This is a genomic window from Actinacidiphila acididurans (assembly GCF_016918855.1).
In the GTDB taxonomy this organism is placed as follows: Bacteria; Actinomycetota; Actinomycetes; order Streptomycetales; family Streptomycetaceae; genus Actinacidiphila; species Actinacidiphila acididurans.
On record NZ_JADKYB010000026.1, the window covers coordinates 131,349 to 149,105 of the forward strand.

Annotated in this window: 14 protein-coding genes and 1 pseudogene; 3 read left to right on the forward strand and 12 right to left on the reverse strand. The window is 75.0% G+C overall.

All coding sequences use genetic code 11. The features are described from left to right. Positions 1-136: 136 nt before the first annotated feature. Positions 137-997 (forward strand): LysR family transcriptional regulator, encoded by an 861-nt coding sequence (locus ITX44_RS34565; RefSeq protein WP_205362860.1) that lies wholly within the window; start codon positions 137-139, stop codon positions 995-997. A 22-nt stretch (positions 998-1,019) separates the two neighbouring features. Here the strand turns inward: ITX44_RS34565 and ITX44_RS34570 are convergent, their stop codons facing one another. The 10 genes and pseudogenes from ITX44_RS34570 to ITX44_RS34610 all read right to left on the reverse strand — a co-directional run bounded on the left by ITX44_RS34570 (position 1,020) and on the right by ITX44_RS34610 (position 11,530). Further along, positions 1,020-2,192 (reverse strand): acyl-CoA dehydrogenase family protein, encoded by a 1,173-nt coding sequence (locus tag ITX44_RS34570; RefSeq protein ID WP_205362861.1) that lies wholly within the window; start codon positions 2,190-2,192, stop codon positions 1,020-1,022. Beyond that, complete coding sequence (locus ITX44_RS34575; protein ID WP_205362872.1) at positions 2,189-3,250, reverse strand: ABC transporter substrate-binding protein; 1,062 nt, start codon at positions 3,248-3,250, stop codon at positions 2,189-2,191. The genes ITX44_RS34570 and ITX44_RS34575 overlap by 4 nt, the downstream gene beginning before the upstream one ends. Positions 3,251-3,282: 32 nt before the next feature. Continuing rightward, positions 3,283-4,413: an LLM class flavin-dependent oxidoreductase gene (locus ITX44_RS34580; protein WP_205362874.1), complete on the reverse strand. Its 1,131-nt coding sequence runs from the start codon at positions 4,411-4,413 to the stop codon at positions 3,283-3,285. 100 nt (positions 4,414-4,513) lie between these two features. Continuing rightward, positions 4,514-5,311 carry an ABC transporter ATP-binding protein gene (locus ITX44_RS34585; RefSeq protein ID WP_205362876.1) on the reverse strand — a complete coding sequence of 266 codons (798 nt, stop codon included), beginning with the start codon at positions 5,309-5,311 and terminating at the stop codon, positions 4,514-4,516. A gap of 2 nt (positions 5,312-5,313) precedes the next feature. Beyond that, the gene (locus ITX44_RS34590) at positions 5,314-6,264 is read right to left on the reverse strand and encodes an ABC transporter permease (protein WP_205362878.1); all 951 of its coding nucleotides are present in this window, start codon (positions 6,262-6,264) and stop codon (positions 5,314-5,316) included. Then, entirely contained in the window at positions 6,261-7,145 is an 885-nt protein-coding gene (locus tag ITX44_RS41850; RefSeq protein WP_307795626.1) for a sulfurtransferase, read from the reverse strand. The genes ITX44_RS34590 and ITX44_RS41850 overlap by 4 nt, the downstream gene beginning before the upstream one ends. 138 nt (positions 7,146-7,283) lie before the next feature. Continuing rightward, positions 7,284-8,159: pseudogene (locus ITX44_RS41855) on the reverse strand (ketopantoate reductase family protein); the annotation flags it as partial. Next, a complete protein-coding gene (locus ITX44_RS34600; protein ID WP_236062202.1) occupies positions 8,156-8,905 on the reverse strand; it encodes an alpha/beta fold hydrolase in 750 nt (249 codons plus the stop codon). The pseudogene ITX44_RS41855 and the gene ITX44_RS34600, both read right to left, overlap by 4 nt. Before the next feature lie 762 nt (positions 8,906-9,667). Beyond that, complete coding sequence (locus ITX44_RS34605; protein WP_205362882.1) at positions 9,668-10,159, reverse strand: universal stress protein; 492 nt, start codon at positions 10,157-10,159, stop codon at positions 9,668-9,670. A 114-nt stretch (positions 10,160-10,273) separates the two neighbouring features. Then, complete coding sequence (locus tag ITX44_RS34610; RefSeq protein ID WP_205362884.1) at positions 10,274-11,530, reverse strand: SLC13 family permease; 1,257 nt, start codon at positions 11,528-11,530, stop codon at positions 10,274-10,276. A gap of 420 nt (positions 11,531-11,950) precedes the next feature. Here ITX44_RS34610 and ITX44_RS34615 point away from each other — a divergent pair, with 420 nt between their 5' ends. Continuing rightward, complete coding sequence (locus tag ITX44_RS34615) at positions 11,951-13,765, forward strand: discoidin domain-containing protein (RefSeq protein ID WP_205362885.1); 1,815 nt, start codon at positions 11,951-11,953, stop codon at positions 13,763-13,765. Between the two features lie 120 nt (positions 13,766-13,885). On the opposite strand, the gene ITX44_RS34620 is transcribed toward ITX44_RS34615, so the two are convergent. After that, positions 13,886-16,000, reverse strand: coding sequence for a SpoIIE family protein phosphatase (locus tag ITX44_RS34620; protein WP_205362887.1), 2,115 nt, complete (start codon positions 15,998-16,000; stop codon positions 13,886-13,888). A 269-nt stretch (positions 16,001-16,269) separates the two neighbouring features. Between ITX44_RS34620 and ITX44_RS34625 the strand changes: the two genes are divergently transcribed. Beyond that, positions 16,270-16,479 carry a 4-oxalocrotonate tautomerase family protein gene (locus ITX44_RS34625; RefSeq protein WP_205362889.1) on the forward strand — a complete coding sequence of 70 codons (210 nt, stop codon included), beginning with the start codon at positions 16,270-16,272 and terminating at the stop codon, positions 16,477-16,479. Positions 16,480-16,534: 55 nt separating this feature from the next. Here the strand turns inward: ITX44_RS34625 and ITX44_RS34630 are convergent, their stop codons facing one another. Next, positions 16,535-17,446: a LysR family transcriptional regulator gene (locus ITX44_RS34630; protein WP_307795624.1), complete on the reverse strand. Its 912-nt coding sequence runs from the start codon at positions 17,444-17,446 to the stop codon at positions 16,535-16,537. Positions 17,447-17,757: the final 311 nt, after the last annotated feature.

The window sequence follows — 17,757 nt, forward strand, 5'->3', positions numbered from 1 at the left end:
TCCATACCCGCGACCGGCCGGTTCGACCTCCCGATTCCCGCCGCGCCCACCGCGGTCCGGATCACCCCCGCGGGGACCCGAAGTGACGACATGTGCCCGCAGTGTTCCCGCAATGGGCCGCGGGTAGCCTCGCCGCATGCCCGGGGTACTCGACATCGCCGCTCTGCGCACCTTGACCTCGATCGCCGACTGCGGCGGCTTCCACCGGGCCGCGGCGGCCATCGGCCTGTCCCAGTCGGCGGTCAGCCAGCACGTGCGGCGGCTGGAGAAGACGGTGGGCCGGCCGCTGATGGAACGCGACGGCCGGGTCATGCGGTTCACCCCGCACGGGGAGACGCTGCTGGCCGAGGCGCGCCGGATCCTGTCCGCGCACGACGAGGCCCTGCTGCGGCTGGGGCTGGGCGAGCGGGACGCCGGCACCATCGTGGTGGGCTCCACCGAGCACGCCGCCGACCGCATCCTGCCGGCCATCACCGGCGCGCTGCGCGAGCGGTATCCGGCGCACGGCGTGCGCTTCCGGCTGGACCGCAGCAGCCGGCTCAACGACGGCCTGAACCGCGGCAGCATCGATGTCGCGGTCTTCCTCGGCGAGGCGAGGGAACGGGACGCCGCGCCGGCCGGGGCGCTGCCGCTGTCCTGGTTCTCCGCGCCCGACTGGCGGATGCCGGGGCCCGGTGTGCCGCTGCCGGTGGCCGTCCTCGACGGCCCGTGCACGATCCGGCGGCGGGCGCTGGAGACCCTGGCCGAGCACGGGCGGCCGGCCGCGGTGGTGGCCGAGGCCGCGTATCTGGCGGGCGTGATGAACGCGATCCGGGGCGGCCTCGGGGTCGGGCTGCTGGCCGACGTCGGGCCGCCGCCGGAAGGGCTGCGCCGCCGCGACGACCTCCCGCCGGTGCCGCCGGAGCTGCTGCACCTGCGCACCCGGGCCGAGGCGCCGCCCCGGCTGGCCGAGGTGACGGCGGCGGCCGTACGGGCCCTGCTGACGCCCGGCGGCTGACGGCCGCTCCCCCGCCGTCGCGTCACCCCCGCGGCGCGGCCGCCGCGAGCACCGCCTGTCCGATGGCCAGCAGGGCGGTGTCCTCCTGAGGGGCGTGCACGCCCGCCGACTGGATGTCGCGGAAGTGCCGCTCGAGGGGGTTGTCCTGGGACAGGCCCGGGTTGCCCAGCAGCCGCAGCCCGGTCTGCACGGCGGTGGTGGCGTGCCGCACGGCGACGACCTTGGCGGCCAGCGCCTCGGTGCCGGGCACCGCGAGGCCGCGGTCGAGCCGCCCGGTGACGCCGAACACGAGCTGTTCCGCGGTACTGATCAGGGTCTCGATCTCGCCCGCGGCCTGCCGGAACCGGTCGGTGGAGGCCACCGGCCGGCCCAGGTTCGCCGGCACCCGCTCGTGCGCGAACCGGTGCACGTACGTCTGCGCGGCGCGGGCGACACCGAGGTAGAGCGCGGCCAGGAGCACGTGCAGCGAGCCGGCCGCGAGGTTGTCCTGCTGGGCGGCGGGGCCGTGGTCGGTGAGGTCCAGGACATGCCCGGCGGGGATCTCCACCTCGGTGAGGATCAGGTCGTGGCTGCCGCTGGCCCGCAGTCCGAGCTGCCGCCAGGCCGGCACCACCTCGATGCCGGGCGAACCCGCGGGCACCACGAACGTGCCGACCCTCGGCCGCGGTTCGTCGGTGCCGGCCCACACCAGGAAGTAGCTCAGCCCTTCGGCGCCGGTGACGAACCGTTTGTGCCCGCTGACCGACCAGCCGCCGGCCGTGCGCCGGGCCAGCGTGGCGGGCAGGCCGCCGCGGGCCGGTGAGCCGAGGTCGGGTTCGACCCGGGCGTTGTTGAGCAGGGTCGGCCCCGCGGCGGACTCGGCGAGCACCTGCGCGTACAGCTCCGGCGGCCAGGGCCGGCGGGTCTGGAAGGCGTGCGGCAGCAGGGTCATCGCGGTGATGAGCGCGACCGAGGGGTCGCCCTTGCCGAGGGCGAGCAGGATCCGGGCCAGGTCGGTGGGTCCGGCCCCGGCGCCGCCGTGCTCGGGCGCCACGCCTGCGGTCAGCAGCCCGGCCTCGTGCACGGTCCGGATCGCCGCGTACGGGAACGCGGCGGTGCGGTCGTAGTGCCCGGCGGTGGCGGCGAGGGTCCGGGTGACCTCGTCGAGCCGGTCGAGGGCGGGGACCGGGAGCCGTGCGGCGGCGGGGGCGGTCACGAGGTGCCCAGGGCGCCGGTCAGGCGGGCGCTGAGCGCGTCGCTCCAGTACGAGGCGACGTCGACCTTGCCGGGCAGCACACCGAGCCGGCTGAAGGTGTCGGCGACGTCCTGCTCCTTGGCGATCTGCGCGGCGCCGCCGGGCCGCACGGCGGTCGGGATCTGCTGCTCGTTCGCCCGGATCTGCTCCAGTGCCTGGCTCTGCGGCTGGTCGGTGTCCTGTGCGTCGATCTTCGCGAGCTCTTCCTCGTGGCCGTCGCGGATGAAGACGTACGCCTTGTTCACCCGGGCCAGCAGGTCCACCAGGGCGGCGGAGCGGGCGGGGTCGGCGACGACGTCGGTCGAGGCCTCCCAGGGGAAGTTCCCGGACAGGATGTCCTGCCCGGACCCGATGACGGTGGCGCCCTGCCGCACGGTGGTGACCACCGAGTTGCCGTAGGTGGCCAGCGCGTCGATGGAGCCGCTGGACAGCGCGGCCACGCCGTCCTGCGGAGTGAGCGGCACCGCGTGGATGTCGTTCCAGGTCAGGCCGTTTTGCACGAGCAGCTTGTAGAGGAAGAACTGGGCGGTGGTGGCCTGCACGTAGCCGACCTTCTTACCCTTCAGCCCGGCGATGCCGGTGATGCCCGAGCCCTTGGCGGCGACGACGTTCTGCTGGAGGGTGGCCGCGCGCTGGACCGCGACGACCCGCCACTTGGGCGTGGTGGCCGCGGCGGCGAACACCGGCGGGATGTCGCTGGTCTGCGCCACGTCCAGGGCGCCTGCCTGGAGCGCCTGGAGCTGCTTGTCGCCGCCGGGGAAGACCGCCCACTTGATCCGGTACGGGGTGTGGTCGAGCCCGGCGACCTGGAGGGCTGCCTTGAACTGGGCCCACCCGGTCTGGCCGACCCGCAGGGTGACGCCGGACAGGTCGGCGTCGCGGGCCCCGGCGGCGCTCGCGGCACCGGACGGGGCGGCGGCGGGGGCGTGCGACGGGGAGGACGACGAGCCGCAGGCGGCCAGCACGAGGGCGAGTGCCGCGAGCCAGCCCGCCAGGGCGGCCGTACGCGGTCCGGTCATGGGGTGCTCCTTGGGGTGAGGGTGCGTACGGGTCAGCCCGCGGCGGTCGCGGACGCCGATGCGGTGGCGGAGGGGGAGGCGGCGGCCCGGTGGGCGAGTTCCTGGCGGACCAGCGGCAGGACGTAACGGGCGTAGTCGACCGCGTCGTTGAGCGGGTCCCAGCCGCGGATGGACAGCAGCTCGCAGCCGATGTCCACGTAGTCCAGCAGGGCCTTGGCGACCGTCTCGTAGCTGCCGACCAGCGCGGTGGTGCTGCCGGCCGCGTTGGTGGCGGTGACCAGCGGGGTCCACAGCGCCCGGTCGTGCCGTTCGCCGCGGGCCGCGACGTCCAGCAGTCGCCGGGAGCCGGTGTTGGCGGGGCGGCCGGGGTCCTGGGGGCGGGCGGCGACCGCGTTGACGCCGGCGCTCGCGCGGACCCTGCCGAGCACGGCGCGCGCCTTCTCCCAGGCCAGTTCGTCGGTGGCGGCGACGATGGGCCGGAAGGACACCCAGATCCGCGGGTGCGGGCGGCCGGCCGCGTCGGCGACGGCGTTGACGGCGGCGATCTGCTCGGCGGTCTCCTTCAGCGGCTCGCCCCACAGGCCGAAGATGTCGCCCTGCCGGCCGCCGACCCGGTACGCCTCGGGCGAGGAGCCGCCCACGGAGACGGGGATGGCGTCCTGGTAGGGCGTGATGGTGGTGGCGAAGTCCTCGAAGCGGTAGTACGTGCCCTCGTGGCTGATCGGCCCGGTGGCGCCCCAGATCGCGCGCAGGATCCGGATGAACTCCTCCGACCGGTCGTAGCGCTGCGCCTTGGTCAGGTAGTCGCCCTCGCGGGCCTGTTCGGTGTCGTCGCCGCCGGAGATGATGTGCACGCCCAGCCGGCCCTTGCCGATCCGGTCGAGGGTGGCCAGCGCCTTGGCGACGCGGGTGGGGAAGACGAAGCCGGGCCGGTGGGCGAGCATCGGCTTGATCCGCTCGGAGTTGTTCACCACGAACTGGGCGATCTGCTCGGCGTCCACGCTTGCCGAGCTGTACGCGACCAGGGTCCAGTCGAAGCCGCCGTCGTCCAGGGCCCGGACGAAGCGGCGGGTGTAGTCGACGTCGAAGCCGGTGTGCCGGCCACGGCCGCCGGCCTCGGTCGCGTCGGTGGTGTGGGTGGCGCTGATGAATTCGACGGGCATGGCGGTTCCGTTCGGTCGGCGGCCGGAGGCATTCGGGACGGGACAGGGGTGACGTGGTGCGCAGGTGCGGCCGGGCGCGGGAGGACGAAGGCAGGCGGTCTCAGGCCGTGGCGTCCGCGGCGGCCGGGCCGGTGGCGCCGACGCCGAGCTGGGCGAGCAGCGCGGTGCGCAGGGCGACGAAGGGCGGGGCGCCGATGTCACGAGGGCGGGGCAGGTCGACGGCGGCCTCGTGGGCGATGCCGCCGTCGCGCATCACCAGCACCCGGTCGGCGAGCAGGACGGCTTCCTCCACGTCGTGCGTGACCAGCAGCACCGCGCAGTCGTGCCGTGCCCACAGCTCCCCCACCAGGCGCTGGGCCGTACTGCGGGTGAGGGCGTCCAGCGCGCCGAACGGCTCGTCCAGCAGCAGCAGATCGGGCCGCCGGACCAGGGCCCGGGCCAGCGACACCCGCTGGGCCTCGCCCCCGGAAAGGGTCTTGGGCCACACCGACGCCCGCTGGCCGAGGCCCACTTCGGCGAGGTATCGCTCGGCGAGCACCCGGTCGGCCCGGCCGGGCAGTCCGAGGACCACGTTGCGCCACACCCGCTTCCAGGGCAGCAGCCGGGGCGCCTGGAACGCCACCGCGCGGCGCCGCGGCACGGTGACGGCGCCCTCGATGTCCCGGTCCAGGCCGGCCAGGATGCGCAGCAGGGTGCTCTTGCCGCAGCCGCTGTGGCCGAGCAGCGCGACGAACTCGCCGGGCCGGATGTCCAGGTCCAGGCCGTCGATGACCCGGCGCCCGGCGAAGGCGCGGACCAGGCCGCGGACGTGGACGGCGGTGCCGTCGTGCGCCGCGGGGCCCTTCCGCAGGGGCGCGGCCGGGTCGGGAGCGGCGGGCGTGGTGGCGTACGTGGTCATCGTCAGGCTCCGTCGAAGGATGCGCGCCAGGACAGCAGGTACGTGGTGGCCAGCCGCACGATCAGGTCGCTGACCAGGCCGAGGACGGCGTAGACGACCAGGCAGACCACGATCACGTCGGTCTGGAAGAACTGCTCGGCGTTGTTCATCAGGTAGCCGATGCCGTTGCCGGCGTTGATCTGCTCGGCGAAGACCAGGGCCAGCCAGGCGCTGCCGAGGGCGTAACGCAGGCCGACCAGGGCGCTGGGCAGCGCGCCCGGGAGCACGATGTGCCGGATCAGGCCCCAGCGGCCCAGGCCCAGCACCCGGCCGGCCTCGACGAGTTGGTCGTCCACCCCGCGGATGCCGGCGTAGATGTTGAAGTACAGCGGGAAGGTGACGGCGATGACCACCAGCGCGATCTTGGGTGTCTCGTCGATGCCGAACCACACGATGAACAGCGGGATCAGGCCCACCCACGGCAGGGCGCGGAGCATTCCCACGGTGGCGTCGATCAGGTCCTCGCCCAGCCGGAACAGCCCGGCGAGCAGGGCCAGCGCGGTGCCGGCCAGCGCGCCGATCAGGAAACCCTCGCCGACCCGCCGGGCCGACACCCAGATCGCCGAGCCGAGGGTGCCGTCGGCCGCCAGGTCCCAGCCCCTGCGGAACACCGCCACCGGCGAGGCCAGCGTGTCGGCGGACAACGCGCCGGTCCGGCTCAGCAGCCACCACAGCAGCAGCGCGCCCAGCGGGCCGAAGGAACGCCGCACCGGGCGCGGGATCCCCCGCCGGCGCCGCTCGTGGTCCGGCCGTACCGTCTCGACGCCGCCGGGAACGGTGGTGACCGGCTGCGGTGCATCTGGCCGTGCGGACCCGGGGGCTGGGCCGGTGCGCGGTACGGGCGGGGGCGCGGCGGCCGGTTCGGCCTCCTGCGTGGACTGTTGTGCCGGGGCCGGTATCTCCTCGGTGCTCATCGCTTGCTCCCCGCAGGCTCGGCGACGGCGGCGGGCTCCGGATCCCCGTACGGGTCGGGACCGGTGGCGACGGGGCGCGCGGGGTCGGCGGACCACGCCGACCAGGAGCCCGGGTAGAGGGCGGCCTCGATACCGGCCGCTGCGAGGGCCGCGATCTGGTGGGCGGCGGTGACGCCGGAGCCGCAGTAGACGCCGATCGGGGTGTCCTCGGCGGCGCCGAGCGCGGCCAGCCGGGCCCGGGTGCGGGCCGGGTCGGCGAACCGGCCCTCGGCGTCGAGGTTCTCCGTGGTCGGCGCGGAGCGCGCGCCGGGGATGTGACCGGCCGCCGGGTCGACGGGTTCGCTCTCGCCGCGGTAGCGCTCGGCGGCGCGGGCGTCCAGCAGCAGGCCGTACGAGGGCAGCTGCGCGGCCTGGTCGGCGGTGAGGACCGGGAGCCGGCCGGGGCTGAGCACGACGTCACCGGGCCCGGCGGCGTACTCCTCCCCCTCGGCGAGCGGTCCGCCGGCCACGCGCCAGGCTTTGAGCGCGCCGTCGAGGATCCGCACGTCGGCCACCCCTGCCCAGCGCAACAGCCACCAGGCGCGGGCCGCGGCCAGCCCGCCGGTGTCGTCGTACACCACGACCGGGCGGCCCGCGGTGACGCCCCAGCGCCGGGCGGCGGCCTGGAGGTCGCCCGGGTCGGGCAACGGGTGCCGGCCGCGGCCCGGGGCAGGCGGCGCGGCGAGTTCGGTGTCGAGGTCGACGAAGACCGCGGAGGGGATGTGCCCGCGCCGGTAGTGCTCGCGGCCGTCGGGGTCGTTCAGGGCCCAGCGCACGTCGAGCAGGAGGGGCGGGTGGTCGCCGGCGAGGTCGGCACGCAGGCGGTCGGCGCCGATGAGCACCTCGGGGGTGAGGCCGGGGAGGGTCGCGGCGAGGTCGGCGTCGCCGAGGGAGCCGGCGGGCGTGCCGTCGCGCTCGGCCCGCCGCAGCCGGTCCAGGACGGCGGCGTTGGCGGGGGCGGCGCGCCCGGCCAGCCGGGCCTGGAGCACCACTTCGCCGGCCAGGTGGTCGGCCTCGAGGGAACCGGTCCGGGCCAGGCTCTGCCAGGTGGAGCTGCCGCCGCGCGGGTGGCCGGGGATGTCGTGGACGACGAAGCCGGACAGGTCCAGGGTGCTGCGGGCGGCCTGGTCCACCGACGGCAGGCCGGCCGCGGCCAGTACCTCGTGGGCCTCGTCGGCGAGCAGGCGCGCGGCGCGGTCGCGCAGTGCCCCGGGCCGGTAGAGGGCATCGAGCGCGTTGGCGGTGTTGGCGACGAGCTTGGCGGTCTTCCAGCCCAGGACGTCGGGCACGATCTGCACGGCGAATCCGGCGGCGCGCAGGTCGGCGGCCAGCGGTTCCAGCAGCGGGTGATCGGTGCCGCTCGGGTAGCGGCCGAGCCACATCGCGGCCGGGGTGGGCGCGGCGGGCGAGACGACCACGCCCTCGGTGACGTACACCGCGGGCACCCACAGGACGGCGGACAGCACGGCGGAAAAGCGGCGCAGGGCGGCCCGTTCGGTCTCCAGCCCGTTCTGCGGCACCACCACGGGCAGCGCGTCCGCGGCGGCCGTCACGGCGCCGTCCGCCCCGGTGACCGGGCGCCACGCCCATTGGGCGAGGACCTGCTCGGCGTCCTGGGCCTTCACGGCCGGCACGAGTACGTCGTCGGGGGTGAGCGCGACCTCGTCGGGCCCGGCCGCGTACGGCACCCGGACCGGCACGGTGCCCTCGGGGCGGACCAGCTGCAGCCGGTCCTCGCGCAGCGCGGCGAGCTGCCGGCCGCGGGCGACCAGCAGGACGGACGCGCCGCTCCGGTGCAGCGCCTCGGCCAGAACGACGCCGACCGCGCCCGCGCCGACGATCACGTATCGGGTCACGGCCGCACCCGCTCCCGTACGGCGACGGCGGGCGCGTCCGGGCCGCCGCGCAGCCGTTCCAGGAAGAGCAGCACAGTGGCGGCGCTGGTGCGGTGCGAGATGTCGTTCAGCGCGTCGTGGCGGCCGTCGGCCAGGCTCCACAGTTCCACCGCGGGCGCGGCCGCGTACGCCTGCCGGGCCTGTTCCAGCGGGCTGACCGGGTCCGCGGCGCCGTGCAGGGCCAGCACCGGGACCTGGACGGCGGACAGGTCGGCCCGCTCGTACCAGGTGTCGGGCAGCGGCTCGTACAGCGCGCCGTGTTCGACCCGTCCGGCGATGCCGAGCCGGCCGCGGTGGGTCGGGCAGGAGGTGCGCGCGCCGAGTTCGTCGTCCCAGGACGGGGCGGCGGGCCGGTGGTCGCGGACCGGCAGGCCGGCCAGCAGCAGCGCGTCCGGGGCGACCTCGCCGGCCGCGGCCAGTCCGGCGGCGAACAGTGCGCCTCCGTCGGAGCCGGCCAGGACGAAGGGGCGCGGCAGTTCGGGGTCGGCGGCCAGCAGCGCCACCTGCGCGGCGGCCTCCTCGGGCCACCGGCTCGGGTCGGCGACGACCCGTACGCGGTAGGCGTCGGCGCCGATGCGGGAGCCGAACCGCTCGTACAGCCGCGGGTCCTCGCCCCGGCCGGGGAGCAGCACCACGGTGCCGCGCGGGGTCAGGTGCGGGGGGTTGTCCCACGGCACGGTGTCGGGGACCGTACTGACGGAAGTCATGAGGCCGTCCTCGGACAGGATGCGGGGCGCCGCCCGGCCCGCGCTGACGGGCGAACGGCACGGGCACGTACGCGGCCGCGCGCCTCAATGGGGTCGGGCCGCTTGCGAAGTCGATGCGCTGCGCCCGTCTCCGGCCGACCGGCCCGGGCGCGGGGGTACGCCGCCGTGCGGAAGCGTCAGCCGCGGCGACAGCGCGCCGACGTGGCCGTACCGAAGTCGATGACCCGACGCTGCGTCAGCCTGGGCGCCTTCACGGCCCCCGCCCACGCCCGCGCGCCGTCCCGGACCGGACCCCGTCCGCCCCGCCTCGCGCGCGCCTGCGTCGTCATGCCCCGAGCATGCAGGACCCCGACGCTCCGCGTCCAACGCCGATTCCTGATCGCGATCGATCGGTTTTCGCGATCGGTTGAGGGGTGGACGGCTTTGGGGGTGGGCGTGGGGAGGGCTGGACGTCGGTGGTCGGGCGAAGCTGGTGCGAGGGGGCGGGAGGCAGGGCCCGGGACGTTGGTCACCGCGTCGCTTCTCGTTCCGACCGGTGTGCGGAGCGGGAGACGATGACGCGGTGGACACCTCGCCGGCCGCCGCGTGGGACTTTCGGGCCGAGTGGGCCCTGCTGCTGAACTCAGGGCCGTCGGGTCGTTCGGGACCGAGCCGAGGCGAACCGCGCAGACGATTCCCCACCGGCCACCCGGCCCCGACCAGCCGAGCGCATCCCGGCAGTCGCGGCCCAGGGCAGCGTCAAAGCGCCCGTACGGCGAACCGTCAGGGGTGCGGTGGAGGTGGCGGGATCGTGTCGGTGCCGGGGGCCGGTTCGGGCCAGACGAGGAGGACCGGGCAGGGGGCGTGGTCGACGATGAAGCGGCTGTGCGGGCCGAGGCTGTGGGGGCCCAGGCGGGTGCGGTCGCCGTCGCGGGCCAGGACGAGGAGGTCGGCGCCTTCCGCGGCGGCCACGATCTCGCGTTCGACCCGGCCGGTGCGCTGCACCGGGGTGCAGGGGCGGTTCAGGCGGACCGCGGCCTCGGCGAGAAGGCGTTCGCCGGCCGCCGCGGCCTGCTGTTCCAGGACGATGCCGGGGTCGCGCTCGATGTGGCCGCGGCCGAGCAGGCCGGCGAAGGCGCCGTGGGCGGCGGCGGGCGCCGCCACGTCCGGGACGTGCACCAGGACGACCCCGGCCTCCTGCGGCGCGTGCGCGCGTACCGCCTCGATACAGGCGGGCCAGGTGCCCTCGACGATCCACGCCACGACAGTGGTCACGGTCGGCCCCTTTCTCGTACGGCGCGCACGGCGCGTGCAACCGGTTCGGTCCGCGGCCCGGCCGGGGCTGGCGGGTCACCGGCGGCCCGCCGTCGCCTGACCGGCCGCGCGCCCTCACCCTCCGATCGTCCGCAGCGACACCCACAGTGCCACCACGGCCAGGAGGAGGGCGGCAGGCACGGCGAGGAGGCCCAGCCGGGTGAACTCGCCGAGGTTCACCTCCGCTTCGTGCTCGCGGACGATACGCCGCCACAGCAGGGTCGCCAAGGAGCCCGCGTAGGTGAGGTTGGGGCCGATGTTGACGCCGAGGAGGACGGCGAGGACCGCGCCGGAGCCGAGGGGGGCGGTGAGCGGGAGGAGGACCAGGACGGCGGGGAGGTTGTTGATGAGGTTGGCGAGGGCCGCGGCGAGCGCGGCGATCGCCAGCAGGGCGGCCAGTCCGGTGCCGCTGGGGATCAGGTGGCCCAGGGCGGTGGCGAGGCCGTTGTCCACCAGGGCCCGGACCACGATCCCCAGGCCCAGCACGAAGGCGAGGAAGGGCACGGCGGCGGCCCGTACCAGGGCGACGGGGGTGGTACGGCGGCGGGCGAGGGCGCGTACCGCCAGGACGGCCGCGCCGGCGAACGCGGCCCAGGCCGGGCTGATCCCGGCGAGGGAGGCGAGGACGAACCCGGCGAGCGTGCCGGCCACCGTGACCAGGGCGAACAGCGGCAGCGCGGGCGGCGGGCCGGCCGGTGGCGGCTCGGCGCCCGCGGCCAGGTCGGTGGCGAAGAAGCGGCGCAGGACCACGTACTCGACGCCGATCCCCACCAGCCAGGGCAGGGCCATCAGCGCGGCGAACCGGGTGAAGCTCAGGCCGGCGGCGGCCAGGGCGAGGAGGTTGGTCAGGTTGGAGACCGGCAGCAGCAGGGACGCGGTGTTGGACAGGTGGGTGCAGGCGTAGACGTGCGGCTTGGGGCGTACGCCGAGGCGGGCCGCGGTGGCGAACACGACCGGGGTGAGCAGCACCACCGTGGCGTCCAGGCTGAGGACGGCGGTGGTCACCGACGCCAGCGCGAACACCTGCACGAGCAGCCGACGCGGCCGCCCGCCCGCCCCGCGCGCCATCCATCCCCCGGCCGCGGTGAACAGCCCCTCCTCCGCACAGAGCTGAGCCAACACCAGCACGGCCGCCAGGAACCCCACCACCGGCCCCAGCCGCTGGGCCTCCGCCCGGGCATGGTCCAGCGAAATCGCCCCGGTCCCGATGACCACCCCCGCCGCGGGCACGGCCACCACGGCCTCCGGCAACCCCCACGGCCGCACCACCGCACACCCCAGCACCGCCAGCAGCAACACCCCACTCAACGCTTCAGCGGCGCCCCCGCTCATCAGCCCGTTCCTTCGTCCCTACGACCTCGCACACCATGACCGGCACCCGGCGGCCGGGGTGGTCCCTTCCCCCTGGTCCCACGGCCCCGGGCACCCCATCGCACCCCCGCCCACCGCAGTCTCCCATGCGGAACCCACCATTCCGCCCCCACCCCCTCCCGGCGAGCCGAACCCGCCGCCGTGCGGCGCCGCACGCACGAACGGGACGCGGTAAGGGCGCGCCGCCGAGGAGTGCCGCACCCCCGGCCAAGCCCCTCGAGGTGGGCCCGGCGCAGCCGGAAGAGATTCCCCTACCCCGGACCAAGGATCAGGAACGGGTTCCGTAAACGTTGCCGGATCTCTTGACAGCGCATCAGGGGGACGCGAATCTCGCTGAGAGCGCTCTCACCCCATCCCCCACAAGGAGTAGGCATGTTCCTCATGGGCAGGCGCTTGCCCCCACAATCCGGCCGTACCAGGCGGCGGTTCGCCGCCGGCGTGCTGGCCGTCTCCGCAACGGTGGCGGTCGCCCTGGCGGGCACGCCCGCCGCCTCGGCGCGCACCGCGCCGGCCGCGGAGCACGCGGCCTCGGCCAAACCCGCGGCCGTCGCCGCGCCCGCGGCGGTCCCCGCGCCGCCGTCGGGCTTCAGCACCACCTGGAGCGACGACTTCAACGGCGCGGCCAACGCCGGTCTGGACACCGGGGTCTGGCGCTACGACGCCGGGCCGGGCAGCAGCTTCGGCACCGGTGAGATCGAGACCACGACCACCAGCACCTCCAACGTCTACACCGACGGCAACGGCCACCTCGTGCTCAAGGCCCTGCACAGCGGCACCGACCCGAACTCCGGCTGGACCTCGGGCCGCGTCGAGACGCAGGCCGACGGCTTCGGGGCGCCTCCCGGCGGCGTCGTGCGGATGCAGGCCTCGATCCAGCAGCCGAACCTGACCACCGCGAACGGCGCGGGCTACTGGCCGGCGTTCTGGATGCTGGGCGCGCCGCTGCGGATCGGGCAGACGTGGCCCGGCTCCGGCGAGGTCGACATCCTGGAGGACATCAACGGGCGCAGTTCGGTGTTCGGCACCCTGCACTGCGGGGTGAGCCCGGGCGGTCCGTGCAACGAGTCCACCGGCATCGGCAGCGGCGAGCGCGCGTGCTCGGGCTGCCAGACCGGTTACCACACGTACGCGGTGGAGCTGGACCGCTCGACTTCCCCCGAGCAGATCCGCTGGTACCTGGACGGCGCGAACTTCTTCACCATCAACTCCAACCAGGTGGACGCCACGACCTGGTCCAACGCCGTCGACCACAGCTTCTTCATCATCTTCGACCTGGCGATCGGCGGCGGCTTCCCGGCTGCCTTCGGCGGCGGGCCCAACGCCGCCACGGCCTCCGGCGGCACCCTGAACGTGGACTACGTGGCGGTCTACAACAAGCCGCCGGCCGGGACCTCCGGCACGAACATCGCGCTCGGCAAGCCCACCACGTCCTCCTCGGTGGAGAGCGCGCAGTTCCCGGCGTCCAACGCGACGGACGGCAACATCACCACCCGCTGGTCGAGCGGCTTCAGCGACCCGCAGTGGCTCCAGGTCGACCTCGGCCAGTCCTACAACCTCACGCACGCGACCTTGACCTGGGAGGCCGCCACAGCATCGGCGTATCAGTTGCAGACGTCGAACGACGGCACCAACTGGACCACCATCTATTCGAACAACAACAGTCCACAGGACATCCAGGACACCAACCTGAACGGCTCGGGACGCTACGTCCGGGTCTACGCCACCGGCAGAGCCTCGCAATGGGGTGATTCGCTGTACGAGCTCGCGCTCTACGGCACCCCGGGCACCGGCGGTGGCGGCCCCGGCCCGGCCACCCTGCTCTCGCAGGGCAAGCCGGCCACCGCCTCGTCCTCCGAGAACGCCTCCTTCCCGGCGTCCGCCGCGGTGGACGGCGACACCGGCACCCGGTGGTCGAGCGGCTTCAGCGACCCGCAGTGGCTCCAGGTCGACCTGGGCGCGACCCACACCATCAGCCAGGTGGTGCTCAACTGGGAGACGGCGTACGGCACCGCCTACCAGATCCAGACGTCGAACGACGGCACCAACTGGACACCGATCTACTCGACCACGACCAGCACCGGCGGCAACCAGACGCTGAACGTGTCCGGCTCCGGCCGCTACGTGCGGATGTACGGAACCGCCCGCTCGACCCAATGGGGTTACTCGCTGTGGGAGTTCCAGGTCTACGGGAGCTGACGCTCCCCCGCCTGTGAACAGATTCCTCCTGTGAACGGGTTCCGCCCCTGAACCGTCCGTGCCCCGGCGCGCAGTGTCGCGCGCCGGGGCACGGCCGTACCCGGCCGGTGGCGGCGGCGGTCAGCCGCGCAGCCGCAGCAGGAGCAGCGCGATGTCGTCGGTGCGGTAGCCGGTGGGGCGGGCGTGGTCGACCAGGGAGTCGATCACGGCGTCCAGGTCGGCGGGATCGGCCCGGGACAGGTGGCGGGCCAGGCCGCGGGTGGACAGGTCCGGATCGGCGCCGGGCTTCTCCACCAGGCCGTCGGTGTACAGGGCGAGCAGGGAGCCGGGCGGCACCGGGACGCAGGTGGTGGGGAAGAGCGGGTCGGGGTGGGCGCCGAGCAGCGGACCGGGCTCGGCGCGCAGCACCTCGGTGTGGCGCTCGGGATGCCGCAGCAGTGGCGGCGGGTGGCCGGCGCTGGACAGCGTGGCGCGGCCCGCGGCCAGGTCCAGGTGGACGTAGAGGCAGGAGACCAGCAGATCCGGGTCGAGGTCGGCGAGCAGCCGGTTGGTGCGGGCGAGCACCATGCCGGGGGCGGTGCCCGTGGTGGAGTGGGCGTGCACGGCGGTGCGGACCTGGCCCATGAGGGCGGCGGCGGCCACGTTGTGGCCCTGGACGTCGCCGATGACCGCGGCGCAGGTGGTGTCGTCCAGCCGGATCAGGTCGTAGAAGTCGCCGCCGATGTCCATGCCGTGGCTGGCGGGCAGGTAGCGTCCGGCCACGTCCAGGCCCGGCAGAGTGGGCAGTACGTGCGGGAGCAGGACCTTCTGCAGGCCGTGGGCGAGGTCCTTCTTGGCGTCGTAGAGCCGGGCCCGGGCCAGGGCCTGGGCGACCAGGCCGGCCAGCGAGATGAGCACCGCGCGTTCGTCGGTGGTGAAGGAGTGCGGGTGCTCGTAGGAGAGGGTCCAGGCGCCCACCGGACGGCCGGAGACGATCAGCGGCAGGAAAGCCCAGGCCCGCTTCCCGCTGCGCAGCGGCGCCCTGGGATAGACCCGCATCAGCTCCTCGCGGTTGTCGAAGAAAGAGGGAATGCCGCTGGTCAGCGCGTGGGCGGCAGGAGTCAGGTCGGTGTCCAGCGGCAGCCCGTCGAAGCTCTCGACCACCTCGGGGGCGTGGCCGCGGTGGCCCATGACGCGCAGCCGTCCGGCCTCCGCGCCCCACAGCACCATGCCGTGCGCCCCGAACGCGGGCATCACCTGGTCGGCGAGCAGGTCCACCACGTCCTGCACGCCGACCGCCTCGGTGAGCCCGGCGGCCAGGTTCATCAGCTGGTACAGCCGGCCGGCGCCGGTGGGCGCCGCGCCGGGCATGAGCGGCCGGGGCTGCCGGGGCTCCGGACGGCCGCCGGTGGTCGCGGGCACGATGCGGATGCTGATCCCGCCGGCGTCCGGGTACAGGTCGAAGGTCAGCCACCGGTTCGGCGGGCGCATCGCCACGAAGGAAGTGTGCTCCAGGCTCATGACCGCGCTGCGGTAATGGTCCTCGTAGACCGGGTCGTCCAGCCAGGGCAGCACCTGCCAGGGCAGGCGGCCCATCAGCCGGCCGGCGTCGACACCGAGCAGTTCGGCGGCGGCGCGGGTGGCGAAGGTCACCCGCCCGGCCAGGTCCAGGCCGATGCTGCCGCCGGGCAGGCGTTCGGCGAAGTCCGCGGCGGCGAGCCCGAGCGGCTGCGGGCCGGGGCCGGCGGTGATCACCCGCGGCTGGTCGGGCAGCGGAAGCGTACGGCCGGACCGGACGGACTCCTCCAGCAGTCGGGAGATGCGGCGGGCGCCGGAGACGACGTGACCGCGGCGGCGCGCGGTCAGGCGGTCGGGTCGGGGTCCGGACCAGACCAGCAGCAGCGCGCCGGTGCGCCGCACGGCGGTGCCGAGCGGCACGGCGGCCAGCGAGAAGCGGTACGGCAGGGCCACCGCGGCACTCGGGTAGTCGCGGATCAGCTCCTCCTGGGTGCCCACCCACACCAGCCGGCCCTGCCGGACCGCGTCGGCCACCGGCAGCCGGGCGGCCAGCGGCACCCGGGTCCACTGGGCGAGCAGGTCGGCCGGGAAGCCGCTGACCACGGTCAGGCGCAGTACGCGTTCGTCCGGGTCGGGCAGGTAGAGGCCGCCGAGCGAGGCGTCCGTACGGCGCACGGTGTCCGCCAGCGCCGCGTCCAGCAGTCCGGCGCTGCTCGCGTCCTTGACGGCTCCGCCCATCCCGCACCTCTTGCCGGCCCCGGGCTCCCGCGGTCGTCCGCCGCCGCTCCTCCGGCCCGCTCACCCCGGGTCCACCCTGAAAAGGTATGTCCGCCTCGCCCCCGCCGCACCTCGGGCCCGGCGGCAGGCGGCGGGCCGGCCGGGACCATTCGGGTGATCATGTGCGCGGCGCATGACGACCTTGCTCAGTACGCACTGGACGCATGACGCCTGCCCGGTGATGCTGGAGGGCGAGAGCACGGAACACGCCGGAGCAACAGGAGCACGTCATGCCGTTCGCCAACTTCAAGGTGCCCGCGGGCACACTCAGCGCCGAGCAGAAGGAGAAGATCGTCACCCGCACCACGGACCTTTACGCCGAGATCTACGGCGAGCGGGCCCGGGCCACCACCATGGTCCTCGTCGAGGAGGTCCCCGACGGCGGCTGGGGCATCGGGGGCGATGTGCTGACGCTGGCGAAGCTGAACGCGTCGCAATAGCGCCGGGTTCGGTTTCCAGTACGCCGATACGCCGGTACGTCCCGCCGCCGTCCGGCTACGCCGCGTCGCCCAGCCCGGCCGCCGCCTGGCGCACGATGCCGCGCAGCCACCGGTTCACCGGGTCGCCGTCCACCCGCGGGTGCCAGGCGATGCCGTACGGAAAGGGCGCGAACTCCGCCGGCGCCTCGGCGATCCGGTACGCGGGGTGGTCCGCGTACGGCTCGGCGCCGCGCCGGGGCAGCACGGCGATCAGCGTGGTGCCGGGCAGGGCCGCCGCGGCGGCGGAGAAGTACGGCACCCGCAGCCCGGCCCGGCGGCGCAGGCCGAGCGCGGCCAGCCGCCGTTCCACCATGGTCTGCTCGCCGGAGAGGACCGCCACGACCACGTGCGGGTGGCGGGTCAGGTCGTCGAGGGTCAGCCGGCCGGCGGTGACCGGGTGGTCCCGGGAGAGCAGGCAGACGAAGTCCTCCTCGAACAATGTCTCCCAGCGCAGCGGCTTGGCCGCCATCGCCCCGGAGATCATCAGGTCGGCCCGGCCGAGCTCGACATCGGCGGCGCTGTGGTCGCCGAGCGGCTCCACGGCCAGCGACAGGTGCGGCGCCTCCCGGAAGATCCGCCGGAACACCTCCGGGCCGAGCACGGACGTGGCGTAGTCGGTGCAATGGACGCGGACCTCGCCGGTGGCGGTCGCCGGGTCGAACGTGTCGCCGCGCAGCATCGTGTCCAGCCGCGGCAGCACGTCCGCCAGCTCCGCCTGGAGCTGCCGGGCCCGCGGCGTCAGCTCGTAGCCGCCACTGGTGCGCACCAGCAACTCGTCCCCGAACGTCTCGCGCAGCCGCTGCAGCGTACGGCTCATCGCCGACTGGCTGAGGTGAAACCGCTCCGCCGCCCGCGAGACGTGCCGCTCCTCCAGCAGCACCGCGAGTGCCCGCAGCAGATTCAGGTCAGCCGATTGCGTATGCTCCACGCGCACAGCGTAACCCGTGGGTATGTACGGGCCGCATGGCGGTGGGCAGCCGTTGCCGGCGGCCGGCGGCAAGGGGTCTGCGCGGCGGGGGCGCCGCATGCCCGCGCCGGGCGCGCGACACCCCGACCCGTACGACGCGCGACAAACGTCGACCGGGCACGACAGCAGGACCGCGCGGCCACCGGGCCACCGGGCCACCGGGCCACCGGGCCACCGGGCCACCGGGCCACCGGGCCACCGGGCCACCGGGCCACCGGGCCACCGGGCCACCGGGCCACCGGGCCACCGGGCCACCGGGCCACCGGGCCACC